Genomic DNA, 13,419 nt, shown 5'->3' with positions numbered 1-13,419 from the left:
CCACCGGGGGAGCCTCCGGGCCCGCCGTCCGGTGCTCCCTTCACCCGGATCTCACCCGCTCTCCCCCGGGCCGTCACGCCGACGGCCCGGGGGGACGGCTCACCCCCTGCTCAGCAGCCGGGTCGCGCCCGCCGCCACCGTGGTGGCGAGGATCCAGCCGAGCAGGATCAGCACCGCCGCCGTCCACTGCCAGCCGCCCTCCAGGCGCCAGTAGCCGTCCTGGCCGAGCGTGATCACCGGCAGCAGCAGGTCCAGGGCGTACAGCGTGCCGTTCCACGCCGGGCCCTCGCCCTCCTTGATCGGCACCGGTTCGTACCGGGAGAAGGCGAGCGTGCCCGCCGCCCACAGCACCGCCATCCACAGCGCCGCCCGGCCCGGCCGGTAGCCGTACGCCACCGTCCAGTCCTGGACGTACCCCCAGAGCTTCCCGGCGACCGGCAGCGTCTCCCGTCTGCGCCGCTGCTTGGCCAGCAGCACCTGCCGGGCGTCGGCGTCCTCGCCGCTGTTCCGCAGGACGGTCGCGAGGCGTTCGTACGGCTCCGGGGCGTACTCCGGGGTCGCCGCCGCCACCCAGGCGAGCCGCCGGGCCAGCGGGAAGTGGCCGTACGGCACCAGGTTCTCGTAGACGAAGCCGCTCATCGCGAGGCCGCCCGGGCCCGGCCAGCTGGTCGACAGGTCGATCAGCGTCACCACCTTCGCGCCGTTGAGCACCACCCGGCCCTCCTCCGGCCGCTCGCCGTTGAACCGCAGCTCCGGGGTGACGATCCGGCGCAGCGAGAGCTCCTCCCGGCGCGCCCCGCTCAGCAGGAAGCGGGCGTGGTTCAGGTCCACCGCGTCGCCGAACCGTCCGTCGTCGAGCCGCACCCCGCCGTGGAACTCGGCCGGCTTGCGCCGGGCGTCCTGGACCGGCGTCACGCCGTACGGCGGGGTCGCCGTGGACGGGCCGCCGCCCTCGTACACCCAGGCCGCGTTCAGGTACAGCGTCCGCTCCACGGTCAGCTGCGGGGCGTTCAGCGCGCGGCGGCCCCGGTCGCCGCGCAGCACACTGCCCCGCAGGCTGAGCGAGACCCCGACCTTCGCCCCGCGCAGGCTGAACTCGCCGTGCGTCTCCACCAGCTCGGCCTGGAGGTCCTGCGCCACCACCAGACCGTCCGCCGCGATCGCCCGGCCGCGGCCGTCCGGCCACACCTGGATCTGGTTGATCAGCAGGTCCGTGCCGATCTGCGCGTCCGTCAGCCGGATGCCGTGCCGCACCCGGCAGCGCGGCAGGTGGAGATCGCCCTCCGTGTGCAGCCGGGCCGCCTCCAGGCGGGGGAGCGCGCAGCCGACCAGCCGCAGCGTGCCGAACCGCGCCTCGGGCAGCACCACCTCGCCGTCGAAGCGGCAGGCGTGCAGCTCCACGTACGGCGCTATGGACCCGCCCGCCAGGTCGAGCACGCCCGTGATCCGCACCCCGCGCAGCTTCAGCGCGGCCACCCGGCCCGGCCGGGCCGTCGGCCCGCCGAGCAGCAGCGCCGCGACCACGTCGGCGCGCACGCTCCGCTCCGGCCCCCACACCGACTCCCCGAACGGGTCGTCCCGCTCCGGCACCCCCTCCGTCAGATCGCAGGTCCTGCCGATCCGGAACGCCCGCCACACGTCCCGCTCCGGGCTCGTGAGACCCTCCGGCATCCCGTCCTCGTGCGGCTCGGTCACTGCCGCCCCCTCGCTCTCCCCGATGCGCTCCCACCACTCCGCTGACCGGGAGTCGTGGATTCGTACAGTCGTTCTTCCCGCACTGTGACGGGCTGAACGCTAACGGTCAGGAGTGGCGAGGAGACGCCACAGTGGCGTGTATCGAGAGGGAGCAAGCCACGTATCAGCCAGTGATACGGACGTCCGGGGCCGGAGAGCCGTCTGAGAGAATTGACCCGTGATCTCTCGAATCGATCTGCGCGGTGAGGCCCTCCCCGAGGGTTCCGCCCTGCGCGACCTGCTGCCCCGTGCCGAGTTCGACGTGGAAGCCGCCCTGGAGAAGGTGCGGCCGATCTGCGAGGACGTACGGCATCATGGCGCGGCGGCGGTGATCGACTACGGCGAGAAATTCGACGGCGTCCGCCTGGAGCGCCTGCGCGTCCCCGCCGAGGCGCTCGCCCGCGCCCTCGACGAGCTGGACCCGGCCGTCCGCGCGGCCCTGGAGGAGTCGATCCGGCGCGCCCGCCTGGTCCACCGGGACCAGCGCCGCACCACCCACACCACCCAGGTCGTGCCCGGCGGCACGGTCACCGAGAAGTGGATCCCCGTCGACCGCGTCGGCCTGTACGTGCCGGGCGGCCGGGCCGTCTACCCGTCCTCCGTAGTGATGAACGTCGTCCCGGCCCAGGAGGCCGGCGTCGAGGGCATCGCCGTCTCCTCCCCGCCGCAGAAGGAGTTCGGCGGCCTGCCGCACCCGACGATCCTCGCCGCCTGCGCCCTCCTCGGCGTCGACGAGGTCTACGCCGCTGGCGGCGCCCAGGCGATCGCCATGTTCGCGTACGGCACCGCCGACGGCACCGCCGACGACGAGCCCGGCTGCGCCCCGGTCGACCTGGTCACCGGCCCCGGCAACATCTACGTCGCCGCGGCCAAGCGCCTCCTCAAGGGCCGCATCGGCATCGACGCCGAGGCCGGCCCCACCGAGATCGCGGTCCTCGCCGACACCACCGCCGACCCGGTGCACGTCGCCGCCGACCTGATCAGCCAGGCCGAGCACGACCCGATGGCCGCCTCCGTCCTCGTCACCGACTCCGAGGCGCTCGCCGAGGCCGTCGAGGCCGAGCTGAAGGCCCAGGTCGCCGTCGCCCGGCACGTCGACGACCGGATCGCCCCGGCGCTGGCCGGCAGGCAGTCCGCGATCGTCCTCGTCACCGACCTGGAGGACGGCCTCAAGGTCGTCGACGCCTACGGCGCCGAGCACCTGGAGATCCAGACCGCCGACGCCGCCGCCCTCGCCGACCGGGTCCGCAACGCGGGCGCGATCTTCGTCGGCCCCTGGGCGCCGGTCTCCCTCGGCGACTACTGCGCCGGCTCCAACCACGTCCTGCCCACCGGCGGCTGCGCCTGTCACTCCTCGGGGCTCTCCGTGCAGTCCTTCCTGCGCGGTGTGCACATCGTGGACTACACGCGCGACGCGCTCGCCGACGTGGCCCACCACGTGGTCACCCTCGCCGAGGCCGAGGACCTCCCGGCCCACGGCGCCGCGATCAAGGCAAGGTTCGGCTGGAAGGTACCCGAGAGCAAGTGAACGCGTACGAGAAGATCGGGATCAACGACCTGCCGGTCCGTGAGGAGCTGAAGGGCCAGTCGCCCTACGGCGCCCCCCAGCTCGACGTGCCCGTCCAGCTGAACACCAACGAGAACCCCTACCCGCTGCCCGAGCCCCTGGTGGCCCGGATCGCGGAGCGGGTCGCCGAGGCCGCCCGCGGCCTCAACCGCTACCCCGACCGTGACGCGGTGGAACTCCGCACCGAGCTGGCCCGCTACCTCACCCGCAGCGCGGGGCACCCGGTGGGCGTGGAGAACGTCTGGGCCGCCAACGGCTCCAACGAGGTCCTCCAGCAGCTGCTCCAGACCTTCGGCGGCCCGGGCCGGACCGCGATCGGCTTCGAGCCCTCGTACTCGATGCACTCCCTGATCGCCCGCGGCACCGGCACCGGCTGGATCTCCGGCCCGCGCGACGCCGACTTCACCATCGACGTCGAGGCCGCCGAGGCGGTCATCGCCGAGCGGGCGCCCGACGTCGTCTTCGTCACCTCGCCCAACAACCCCACCGGCACCGCCGTCGAGGCCGGGGTCGTGGAGCGGCTCTACGCGGCCGCCCAGGCCGCCAAGCCCTCGCTGGTCGTGGTGGACGAGGCGTACGTGGAGTTCAGCCACCGCGCGTCGCTGCTGCCCCTCCTGGAGGGCCGGCCGCACCTGGTGGTCTCCCGGACCATGTCCAAGGCCTTCGGCGCCGCCGGACTCCGCCTCGGCTACCTGGCCGCCCACCCGGCCGTGGTCGACGCCGTGCAGCTGGTCCGCCTGCCGTACCACCTCTCCGCCGTCACCCAGGCCACCGCGCTCGCCGCCCTGGAGCACACCGACACCCTCCTCGGGTACGTCGAGCAGCTCAAGGCCGAGCGCGACCGGCTCGTCGCCGAGCTGCGCGCGGCCGGCTACGAGGTCACCGAGTCCGACGCCAACTTCGTCCAGTTCGGGCGTTTCCCCGACACGCACGAGGCGTGGCGGAAGATCCTCGACCGGGGCGTCCTGGTCCGGGACAACGGAGTACCGGGCTGGCTGCGGGTCACCGCCGGCACCCCCGATGAGAACGACGCGTTCCTCGACGCGGTTCGTGAGCTGAAGAAGGAGCAGAACGCATGAGCCGCGTAGGCCGCGTGGAGCGCACCACCAAGGAGACGTCCGTCGTCGTCGAGATAGACCTCGACGGCACCGGAAAGGTCGACGTGTCGACCGGGGTCGGCTTCTACGACCACATGCTCGACCAGCTCGGCCGGCACGGTCTGTTCGACCTGACCGTGAAGACCGACGGCGACCTCCACATCGACTCCCACCACACCATCGAGGACACCGCCCTCGCGCTGGGCGCCGCCTTCAAGCAGGCCCTCGGCGACAAGGTCGGCATCTACCGCTTCGGCAACTGCACGGTCCCCCTGGACGAGTCCCTCGCCCAGGTCACCGTCGACCTCTCCGGCCGCCCCTACCTGGTGCACACCGAGCCGGAGAACATGGCGCCGATGATCGGCTCGTACGACACCACCATGACGCGCCACATCCTGGAGTCCTTCGTGGCCCAGGCGCAGATCGCGCTGCACGTGCACGTGCCGTACGGACGCAACGCCCACCACATCGTGGAGTGCCAGTTCAAGGCGCTCGCCCGGGCCCTGCGCTACGCCTCGGAGCGCGACCCGCGGGCCGCCGGAATCCTCCCCTCCACGAAGGGCGCGCTGTAACCGTGACCGGTCTGTCCACCATCCTGATCGTCGTCGGGCTCTTCCTGCTCGGCGGCATCTACTCCTTCGTCAAGCAGCAGATGCCCAAGGGCCTCATCGTGCTGCTCTCCGTCGGCGCCGTCATGTGCCTCTCCGCCGGCGTGCTGCGTCTGGACGTGTGGTCATGACGACGAGCGCTCCCAAGAAGGTCGTCGTCTTCGACTACGGCTTCGGCAACGTCCGCTCCGCCGAGCGCGCGCTCGCCCGGGTCGGCGCCGAGGTCGAGATCACCCGCGACTACGACAAGGCGATGAACGCCGACGGCCTCCTGGTCCCCGGCGTCGGCGCCTTCTCCGCCTGCATGCAGGGGCTCAAGGAGGCCCGCGGCGACTGGATCGTCGGCCGTCGGCTCTCCGGCGGCCGCCCCGTCATGGGCATCTGCGTCGGCATGCAGATCCTCTTCGAGCGCGGCATCGAGCACGGCGTCGAGACCGAGGGGCTCGACGAGTGGCCCGGCACGGTCGAGCCGCTGGACGCCCCCGTCGTCCCCCACATGGGCTGGAACACGGTGGACGCGCCCGCCGACACCGAGCTCTTCGCCGGCCTCGACGCCGACACCCGGTTCTACTTCGTGCACTCCTACGCGGTGCGCGAGTGGACCCTGGAGGTCGGCAACAAGAACATCCGTGCCCCCAAGGTCACCTGGGCCACCCACGGCGAGCCCTTCGTCGCCGCCGTGGAGAACGGCGCCCTGTGGGCCACCCAGTTCCACCCCGAGAAGTCCGGCGACGCCGGAGCCCAGCTCCTCACCAACTGGATCGGAACCCTGTGAGCACTCTCGAACTCCTCCCCGCCGTCGACGTCCGCGACGGCCAGGCCGTCCGGCTCGTCCACGGCGAGTCCGGCTCCGAGACCTCCTACGGCTCCCCGCTGGAGGCCGCGCTCTCCTGGCAGCGCTCCGGCGCCGAGTGGCTCCACCTCGTCGACCTGGACGCCGCCTTCGGCACCGGCGACAACCGCGACCTGGTCCGCCAGATCACCGAGGCCATGGACATCAGGGTCGAGCTCTCCGGCGGCATCCGCGACGACGCCTCGCTCGCCGCGGCCCTCGCCACCGGCTGCACCCGGGTCAACCTCGGCACCGCCGCCCTGGAGACCCCCGAGTGGGTCGCCAAGGTCATCGCCGAGCACGGCGACAAGATCGCCGTCGGCCTCGACGTGCGCGGCACCACCCTCAAGGGCCGCGGCTGGACCAGCGAGGGCGGCGACCTCTACGAGACGCTCGCCCGCCTGGACTCCGAGGGCTGCGCCCGGTACGTCGTCACCGACATCGGCCGCGACGGCACCCTCACCGGCCCCAACGTCGAGCTGCTGAAGAACGTTTGCGCGGCCACCGACAAGCCCGTCGTCGCCTCCGGCGGCGTCTCCTCCCTGGACGACCTGCGCGCCCTCGCCGGGCTCACGCACCTGGGCGTCGAGGGCGCGATCGTCGGCAAGGCGCTCTACGCCAAGGCGTTCACCCTGGAGGAGGCCCTTCAGGCGGTGGCGTCGGCATGAGCGTGCGCAAGGTCGTGACCGGCGCCCCCTGGGAGGAGCAGTTCGGCTACTCCCGCGCGGTCGAGCTGCCCAACGGCACGGTCCTCGTCTCCGGCTGCACGTCGGTGATCGACGGCGCCGTCGCCGACGGCGGCCCGTACGAGCAGACCGTGAACTCCTTCGCCGTCGCCCTCGACGCGCTGGAGCGGCTCGGCCTCGGCGCGGGGGACGTCGTCCGCACCCGCATGTACCTCACCCACGCGCGGGACGTGGACGAGGTGGGCCGCGCCCACAAGGAGCTGTTCGACGCGGTCCGCCCGGCCGCCTCGATGATCATCGTCTCGGGCTTCGTCGACCCCCGCCTCGTCGTCGAGGTCGAGGTCGAGGCGTACAGGAGTGATGCGGCATGAGCCTCGCCGTACGAGTGATCCCCTGCCTGGACGTGGACAACGGCCGGGTCGTCAAGGGCGTCAACTTCCGGAACCTGCGGGACGCGGGCGACCCCGTCGAGATGGCCAAGCTGTACGACGCCGAGGGCGCCGACGAGCTGACCTTCCTCGACATCACCGCCTCCTCCGGCAACCGGGAGACCACCTACGACGTGGTGCGCCGCACCGCCGAGCAGGTCTTCATCCCGCTCACCGTCGGCGGCGGCGTCCGCTCGGCGGACGACGTGGACCGGCTGCTGCGGGCCGGCGCGGACAAGGTCGGCGTCAACACCGCCGCCATCGCCCGCCCCGAGCTGATCCAGGAGATCGCCGAGCGCTTCGGCCGCCAGGTCCTGGTCCTCTCGGTGGACGCCCGCCGGACCGCCTCCGGCTCCTTCGAGGTGACGACGCACGGCGGCCGCGAGGGCACCGGCATCGACGCCGTCGAGTGGGCCCACCGCGCCGCCGAACTGGGCGCGGGGGAGATCCTGCTCAACTCGATGGACGCGGACGGCACCAAGGACGGCTACGACACCGAGATGATCGCGGCCGTGCGCAAGCACGTGACCGTCCCGGTCATCGCCTCCGGCGGCGCCGGCAAGCTCGCCGACTTCCCGCCGGCCGTCGCGGCCGGCGCGGACGCGGTGCTCGCGGCCTCCGTCTTCCACTTCGGCGACCTGCGCATCGGCCAGGTCAAGGAGTCGCTGCGGGAAGCGGGTCACGAGGTCCGCTGAGACGCGTTCCGCTTGTGGGAAGGGCCCTCTCGGGGGCCCTTTCTCACGACGAGACGTGCAGGATTATTTGCGCAATATTCATTGCGCAAGTTTTCCTTCGCATCTACGGTCGTGTCCATGCCCTCACCGGAGAACCACCGGATCACCGACCTCGGCACCCTCAAGGCCATCGCGCACCCGCTGCGCATGCGCCTCTACCGGAACCTCTTCGTCGCCCGCACCGCCACCGCCTCCCAGCTCGCCGAGCAGGTCGACGAGGCCGTGTCGCTGGTCAGCTACCACCTGCGCAAGCTCGCCGAGCACGGCCTCATCGAAGAGGCCGAGGCCCAGTCCGGCGACGGCCGGGAACGCTGGTGGCAGCCCTCCTCGTACGGCGTCACCATCCGCGACGAGGACGTCCGCGACAGCCCCGAACTGGCCGCCGCGAGCGACGCCGTCGGCCGCACCATCAACGAGCAGCGCTCCGCACTCCACCGCCGCTTCCTCGACGAGCGCCTCACCTGGTCCGACGCCTGGCGCTCCGCCTCGATCAGCTCCGAGTGGCTGCCGCGCCTCACCGCCGCCGAACTCGCCGCGCTCAACGAGGAACTGGGAGCCGTCTGCGAGAAGTACGACCGCATCGCCCGCGCCGCCGAGGCCGCCGGCGACACCGAGGGCCGCGAGAACGTCGCCGTCCACCTCCACGGCTTCCCCTACCGCCCGTGACCGCCGTCCCGCTGGCCGAGCCCGCCGTCCACCCCGCCCACCGCGACCCCCAGGTCCTGCGCTGGCTCGGCGCCTACACCGCCTCCACCCTCGGCGACAGCGTCTACTACCTCGCCCTCTCCTGGGCCGCCGTCACCAGCGGCACCCCCGCCCAGGCCGGGCTCGTCATGGCCGTCGCCGCCGTGCCGCGCGCGCTGCTCATGCTCTTCGGCGGAGTGATCGCCGACCGCCTCGGCCCGCGCCGGGTCGTCATCGCCTCCGACACCGTCCGCTGCCTCGTCACCTTCGGCCTCGCCGCGCTCCTGCTCCTCGCCTCGCCGGGCCTGTGGGCCCTCGCCGCCGTCGCCCTCGTCTTCGGCGCCGTCGACGCCGTCTTCCTGCCGGCCGTCGGCGCCCTGCCGCCCCGGATCGCCGGGCGCGACCAGCTCGCCCGCGTCCAGGGCATGCGCGGCCTCGCCTACCGCATGGGCTCCGTCCTCGGCGCCCCGCTCGGCGGGCTCGCCGTCGCCGTCGGCGGCACCGCCACCGCCTTCGGCGTCGCCGGGGTCCTCTTCGCGCTCTCCCTGCCCCTGCTCGCCGCGCTCAGGCTCCGCCCGCTGCCGCGGGAGGACGAGACCGGCCGCGGCACCGCCCTGAGCGACCTCGCCGAAGGCCTGCGCTACCTCCGCCGCCACCGGGTGCTCGGCCCGCTGATGGTCGTCGTGCTCCTCAGCGACCTCGGCTTCACCGGCCCCCTCAACGTCGGCCTCGCCGTCCTGGCCGAGCAGCGCGGCTGGGGCGCCTCGGGCATCGGCTGGGTCCTCGCCGGCTTCGGCGTCGGCGCGGGCGGCGCCTCCCTGCTGCTCACCGTCAAGGGCCACATCCCCCGGACCGGTGTCGTCATGGGGTGGACCATGGTGGTCGGAGCCGTGTCCATCGGGGCGCTCGCCTACGTGCCCCACCTGGCCTTCGCCGTCCTCGTGGCCCTCTCCATCGGTCTGCTCGCCGGATTCTCCGGAGCCCTGTGCAACGCCCTGATCCAGACCGAGTGCGACCCCGCCTACCTCGGCCGGGTGAGCGCCGTCGCCGGTCTCGGCAGCCTCGGCATCGCCCCGCTCGGCTATCCGGTCACCGGCGTCGCCCTCGGCGTCTGGGGCCCCGGCCCGGTCTTCGTCGTCAGCGCCGCGGTCTGCGCCCTGTCCGGCGTGTACGCCCTCGCGGTCCGCGCCGTCCGCCGCGCCGAACTCCCGAAGACCTGACCTGACCCTAGATCCCCAGCTGCTTCGTCGTGTTCAGCAGCTCGATGGCGTCGGGCTCGCCCTCCAGGCCCACCTTCGCCACCTCCGTACGCCCGTACAGGTACATCGTCAGCTCGCCCGGCTCCCCGGAGACCGTCACCACCGGGGTGCCGCGGTGGGCGACCACCGTCTGGCCGTTCGGGCGGCGCAGCACCAGGCCCACCGGGGCCTTGCGGGCCAGCAGGCGGGCGGCCTTCTCCAGCCGGGACCAGAGGGCGTCCGCGAAGACCGGATCCAGCTCGCGCGCCGACCAGCCGGACTGGGCGCGGCGGACGTCCTCCGTGTGGACGTAGAACTCGACGACGTTCGCGCCCTCGTCCACCTGCTTGATCGTGAACGGGGAGAACCGCGGCGGACCCGTACGGACGAGCTGGATCAGCTCCTCGTACGGCTTTCCGGCGAACTCCTCCTGCACCCGCTCCAGGCGCTGCTTCAGCACCGGTACGACCGTCCCGGCCGCCGCGTCGGGCCGCCGTTCCCGCACCACCACATGCGCCGCGAGGTCCCGGGTCCGCCAGCCCTCGCACAGCGTCGGGGCGTCGGGACCGGCCGCCTCCAACAGATCAGCGAGCAGAAGCCGTTCACGTTTGGCATGGGTCGACATGCCCGCCAGCGTACGGCCGCGCCACGCCGTCCGCCCAGTGGACGCCCCGCCGGACACGCCTCCGCGTCACGGCACAATGGCGCCATGAGCAGCACGCCCCGGACCCCCAGTGACCTCGATCCGGCCATCGCCGCCCGCCTCAAGCGCAGCACCGACGGCCTGGTCCCCGCCATCGCCCAGCAGTACGACACCGGCGAGGTGCTCATGCTCGGCTGGATGGACGACGAGGCCCTCCACCGCACCCTCACCACCGGCCGCTGCACCTACTGGTCCCGCAGCCGGAACGAGTACTGGGTCAAGGGCGACACCTCCGGGCACGTCCAGCACGTGAAGTCGGTCGCCCTCGACTGCGACGCCGACACCCTCCTCGTCAAGGTCGACCAGGTCGGAGCCGCCTGCCACACCGGCGCCCGCACCTGCTTCGACGCCGACGTGCTGCTGTCCGCCGCCGGGCTCCCGGCATCCGAGTAGGGTCAGGCGCCATGGATCTCGAGACCTTCCGCAAGCTGGCGGCCGACCGCCGCGTCATCCCCGTCGGCCGCAGGCTCCTCGCGGACGGCGACACCCCGGTCGGGCTCTACCGCAAGCTCGCCGCCGAACGCCCCGGCACCTTCCTCCTCGAATCCGCGGAGAACGGCCGCAGCTGGTCCCGCTACTCCTTCATCGGCGTCCGCAGCGACGCCACCCTCACCGTGAAGGACGGCGAGGCCCACTGGCTCGGCACCCCGCCGGTCGGCGTCCCCGTCGACGGCGACCCGCTCGCCGCCCTGCGCGCCACCGTCGAGACCCTCCACACCCCGCGCGACCTGGCCGGCGGGCTGCCGCCCTTCACCGGGGGCATGGTCGGCTACCTCGGCTACGACATCGTCCGCCGCCTGGAGCGGATCGGCGACTCCACCCGTGACGACCTGGAGCTCCCCGAGCTCACCATGCTCCTCACCAGCGACCTCGCCGTCCTCGACCACTGGGACGGCTCGGTCCTCCTGATCGCCAACGCGATCAACCACAACGACCTGGAGACCGGAGTCGACGAGGCGTACGCCCACGCCGTCGCCCGCCTCGACGCGATGGAGGCCGACCTGGCCCGCCCCGTCGCCACCACCCCCGCCGCCCTCCCCGCCTCCGAGCTGCCCGAGTACTCCGCGCTCTGGGGCGGCCCCGCCTACCAGGACGCCGTCGAGGACGTCAAGGAACGGATCCGGGCCGGCGAGGCCTTCCAGGTCGTGCCCTCGCAGCGCTTCGAGACCCCCTGCACCGCCTCCGCCCTGGACGTCTACCGGGTCCTGCGGGCCACCAACCCGTCCCCGTACATGTACCTCTTCCGCTTCGAGAACGGCTTCGACGTCGTCGGCTCCTCGCCCGAGGCGCTGGTCAAGGTCGAGGACGGGCGGGCGATGCTCCACCCCATCGCCGGGACCCGGCACCGGGGCGCCACCCCGCAGGAGGACCACGACCTCGCCGAGGAACTGCTCGCCGACCCCAAGGAGCGCGCCGAGCACCTCATGCTCGTCGACCTCGGCCGCAACGACCTCGGCCGGGTCTGCGCCCCCGGCTCCGTCGAGGTCGTCGACTTCATGTCGATCGAGCGGTACTCCCACGTCATGCACATCGTCTCCACCGTCACCGGCCGGGTCGCCGAGGGGCGCACCGCCTTCGACGTCCTCACCGCCTGCTTCCCCGCCGGCACCCTCTCCGGAGCGCCCAAGCCCCGCGCGATGCAGATCATCGAGGAGCTGGAGCCCTCCCGGCGCGGCCTGTACGGCGGATGTGTCGGTTATCTCGACTTCGCCGGCGACTCCGACACCGCCATCGCCATCCGTACCGCCCTGCTCCGCGACGGCACCGCGTACGTGCAGGCTGGAGCGGGTGTCGTCGCCGACTCCGACCCGGCGGCCGAGGACGCCGAGTGCCGCAACAAGGCCGCCGCCGTGCTCCGCGCCGTGCACACCGCCAACCGGATGAACGGTTCGGCGAGGCCGTAGGGGATAGTGGGGTACGTGAGTGCCGTACCCGTACCCCAGCCCCGAGCCGCCCGCGCGGCCGTCACCTCCGGCGGTCGGCGGAGCCTCGCCCTCGCCCTGCTCCTCGGTGCCCTCGGGGCCACCGTCGTACTGCTCTCCGCCGGCCAGATCTGGGCCGAGGGCACCGCGTCGGTCGCCGGGGGCACCATCCCCGTCGAGGCCGACGGCGGCACCGTCACCGGCGTCCCGACCGCCCTCGCGATCGTCGGGCTCGCCGCCCTCGTCGCCGTCTTCGCCGTCCGCCGCACCGGCCGCACCCTGGTCGCCGGGCTGCTCGCGCTCAGCGGCGCCGGGGCCGCCCTCGCGGCCTTCCTCGGCGCCTCCGACAGCGACGCCCTCGACGCCGAGGCCGCCCGGATCAGCGGCGACACCGCCGCGGCCGTCGCCGGTCTCACCCACACGGCCTGGCCGTACGTGGCCGCCGTCGGCGCCCTGCTCATCCTCGTCGCCGGCCTCTTCGCCCTGCGCTACGGCAAGAGCTGGCCCGCGATGGGCGGCCGTTACGAGCGCTCCGGCGCCCCCCGTCCGACCCGCCGCCCCGCCGCCGGCGACCCCGACCGGCCCGAGGACCTGTGGAAGGCACTCGACCGCGGCGAGGACCCGACGCACGACGCGTGATCGTCCGGGACCCCCCGAGTCACCTCCGCGGGGTCACGTGCGGAAGAATGACGCCGTCATCACATGACAGCCGTCGTCTTCGACGTCACCACCGAGCAACATCTACGAGGAGCAACTCATGGCGGGCAGCGCCCACGGACACACCCCGGCCGCCTGGACCGGTGTCATCATCTCCTTCATCGGCTTCTGCATCGCCGGAGTCTTCATGGTGGCGGCGAACGTGCCCGGCTTCTGGGCCGGTGTCGGCGTCATCCTCCTCGGCGGTGTCGTCGGCGGCGCGATGAAGGTCGCCGGCCTCGGCATGCCGAAGCAGTCCCAGGCCGTCGCCGCGGCCCGCGACAGCGCGACCGCCGCGATCAGGGCCCGCGCCTGACCCCAGGTCCGGTCCCGGGTCCGCCGCGCGACGCGCGCGGCCCGAGAATCACCCGAACGGCGCCGGCCCGCCCGGCCGGGCAGCGCCCGCGTGGGGTGCCGGGCCCCCCCGGCGGCCAAAGCCCCCGGTACCCCCCCCCCCCCCCCCCCACCCCCCCCCCCCCCCCCCCCCCCC

16 protein-coding genes are annotated in these 13,419 nt (G+C 73.2%); 14 read left to right on the top strand and 2 right to left on the bottom strand.

All coding sequences use genetic code 11. From position 1 onward, the window contains the following. Positions 1-99: 99 nt before the first annotated feature. Positions 100-1,695: an oxidoreductase gene (locus ACFQ8C_RS21465; protein WP_383459839.1), complete on the bottom strand. Its 1,596-nt coding sequence runs from the start codon at positions 1,693-1,695 to the stop codon at positions 100-102. 217 nt (positions 1,696-1,912) lie between these two features. Here ACFQ8C_RS21465 and hisD point away from each other — a divergent pair, with 217 nt between their 5' ends. From hisD to ACFQ8C_RS21415, 10 genes are all read left to right on the top strand, one after another. Next, positions 1,913-3,262: a histidinol dehydrogenase gene (hisD, locus tag ACFQ8C_RS21460; protein ID WP_383459836.1), complete on the top strand. Its 1,350-nt coding sequence runs from the start codon at positions 1,913-1,915 to the stop codon at positions 3,260-3,262. Then, positions 3,259-4,380: a histidinol-phosphate transaminase gene (locus ACFQ8C_RS21455; protein WP_383459833.1), complete on the top strand. Its 1,122-nt coding sequence runs from the start codon at positions 3,259-3,261 to the stop codon at positions 4,378-4,380. Before hisD ends, ACFQ8C_RS21455 begins: the two co-directional genes overlap by 4 nt. Then, positions 4,377-4,970, top strand: a complete 594-nt coding sequence (gene hisB / locus ACFQ8C_RS21450; protein ID WP_030492957.1) for an imidazoleglycerol-phosphate dehydratase HisB — start codon at positions 4,377-4,379, stop codon at positions 4,968-4,970. The genes ACFQ8C_RS21455 and hisB overlap by 4 nt, the downstream gene beginning before the upstream one ends. A gap of 2 nt (positions 4,971-4,972) precedes the next feature. Then, positions 4,973-5,137 carry a hypothetical protein gene (locus ACFQ8C_RS21445; RefSeq protein WP_365076065.1) on the top strand — a complete coding sequence of 55 codons (165 nt, stop codon included), beginning with the start codon at positions 4,973-4,975 and terminating at the stop codon, positions 5,135-5,137. Continuing rightward, positions 5,134-5,781 carry an imidazole glycerol phosphate synthase subunit HisH gene (hisH, locus tag ACFQ8C_RS21440; RefSeq protein WP_383459828.1) on the top strand — a complete coding sequence of 216 codons (648 nt, stop codon included), beginning with the start codon at positions 5,134-5,136 and terminating at the stop codon, positions 5,779-5,781. Before ACFQ8C_RS21445 ends, hisH begins: the two co-directional genes overlap by 4 nt. Beyond that, positions 5,778-6,506: a bifunctional 1-(5-phosphoribosyl)-5-((5-phosphoribosylamino)methylideneamino)imidazole-4-carboxamide isomerase/phosphoribosylanthranilate isomerase PriA gene (gene priA / locus ACFQ8C_RS21435; protein WP_383459825.1), complete on the top strand. Its 729-nt coding sequence runs from the start codon at positions 5,778-5,780 to the stop codon at positions 6,504-6,506. The genes hisH and priA overlap by 4 nt, the downstream gene beginning before the upstream one ends. Continuing rightward, the gene (locus tag ACFQ8C_RS21430; RefSeq protein ID WP_383459822.1) at positions 6,503-6,895 is read left to right on the top strand and encodes a RidA family protein; all 393 of its coding nucleotides are present in this window, start codon (positions 6,503-6,505) and stop codon (positions 6,893-6,895) included. Before priA ends, ACFQ8C_RS21430 begins: the two co-directional genes overlap by 4 nt. Next, positions 6,892-7,647 carry an imidazole glycerol phosphate synthase subunit HisF gene (hisF, locus tag ACFQ8C_RS21425; RefSeq protein WP_383459819.1) on the top strand — a complete coding sequence of 252 codons (756 nt, stop codon included), beginning with the start codon at positions 6,892-6,894 and terminating at the stop codon, positions 7,645-7,647. Before ACFQ8C_RS21430 ends, hisF begins: the two co-directional genes overlap by 4 nt. A 117-nt stretch (positions 7,648-7,764) precedes the next feature. Further along, the gene (locus tag ACFQ8C_RS21420) at positions 7,765-8,352 is read left to right on the top strand and encodes an ArsR/SmtB family transcription factor (RefSeq protein ID WP_383459816.1); all 588 of its coding nucleotides are present in this window, start codon (positions 7,765-7,767) and stop codon (positions 8,350-8,352) included. After that, positions 8,349-9,590, top strand: a complete 1,242-nt coding sequence (locus tag ACFQ8C_RS21415; RefSeq protein WP_383459813.1) for an MFS transporter — start codon at positions 8,349-8,351, stop codon at positions 9,588-9,590. The genes ACFQ8C_RS21420 and ACFQ8C_RS21415 overlap by 4 nt, the downstream gene beginning before the upstream one ends. 7 nt (positions 9,591-9,597) lie before the next feature. Here ACFQ8C_RS21415 and ACFQ8C_RS21410 read toward each other — a convergent pair whose 3' ends face one another. After that, a complete protein-coding gene (locus ACFQ8C_RS21410; RefSeq protein ID WP_383459810.1) occupies positions 9,598-10,233 on the bottom strand; it encodes a TIGR03085 family metal-binding protein in 636 nt (211 codons plus the stop codon). 84 nt (positions 10,234-10,317) lie between these two features. On the opposite strand from ACFQ8C_RS21410, the gene hisI reads away from it, so the two are divergent. The 4 genes from hisI (at position 10,318) to ACFQ8C_RS21390 (ending at position 13,245) form a co-directional block, all read left to right on the top strand. Then, positions 10,318-10,704 (top strand): phosphoribosyl-AMP cyclohydrolase, encoded by a 387-nt coding sequence (gene hisI, locus ACFQ8C_RS21405; protein ID WP_383459807.1) that lies wholly within the window; start codon positions 10,318-10,320, stop codon positions 10,702-10,704. 11 nt (positions 10,705-10,715) lie between these two features. Beyond that, positions 10,716-12,215, top strand: a complete 1,500-nt coding sequence (locus ACFQ8C_RS21400; protein ID WP_383459804.1) for an anthranilate synthase component I — start codon at positions 10,716-10,718, stop codon at positions 12,213-12,215. A gap of 6 nt (positions 12,216-12,221) precedes the next feature. Further along, a complete protein-coding gene (locus ACFQ8C_RS21395) occupies positions 12,222-12,872 on the top strand; it encodes a TIGR02234 family membrane protein (protein ID WP_383459801.1) in 651 nt (216 codons plus the stop codon). Positions 12,873-12,990: 118 nt separating this feature from the next. Then, on the top strand, positions 12,991-13,245 hold the full coding sequence (locus ACFQ8C_RS21390; RefSeq protein WP_383459798.1) for an HGxxPAAW family protein: 255 nt from the start codon (positions 12,991-12,993) through the stop codon (positions 13,243-13,245). Positions 13,246-13,419: the final 174 nt, after the last annotated feature.

Origin of the sequence: Streptomyces sp. NPDC056503 (assembly GCF_042794995.1) — a bacterium.
Classification (GTDB): domain Bacteria; phylum Actinomycetota; class Actinomycetes; order Streptomycetales; family Streptomycetaceae; genus Streptomyces.
The sequence above is the reverse complement of the archived record's forward strand: the minus strand, read 5'-3'. Positions and strand labels throughout refer to the sequence as shown.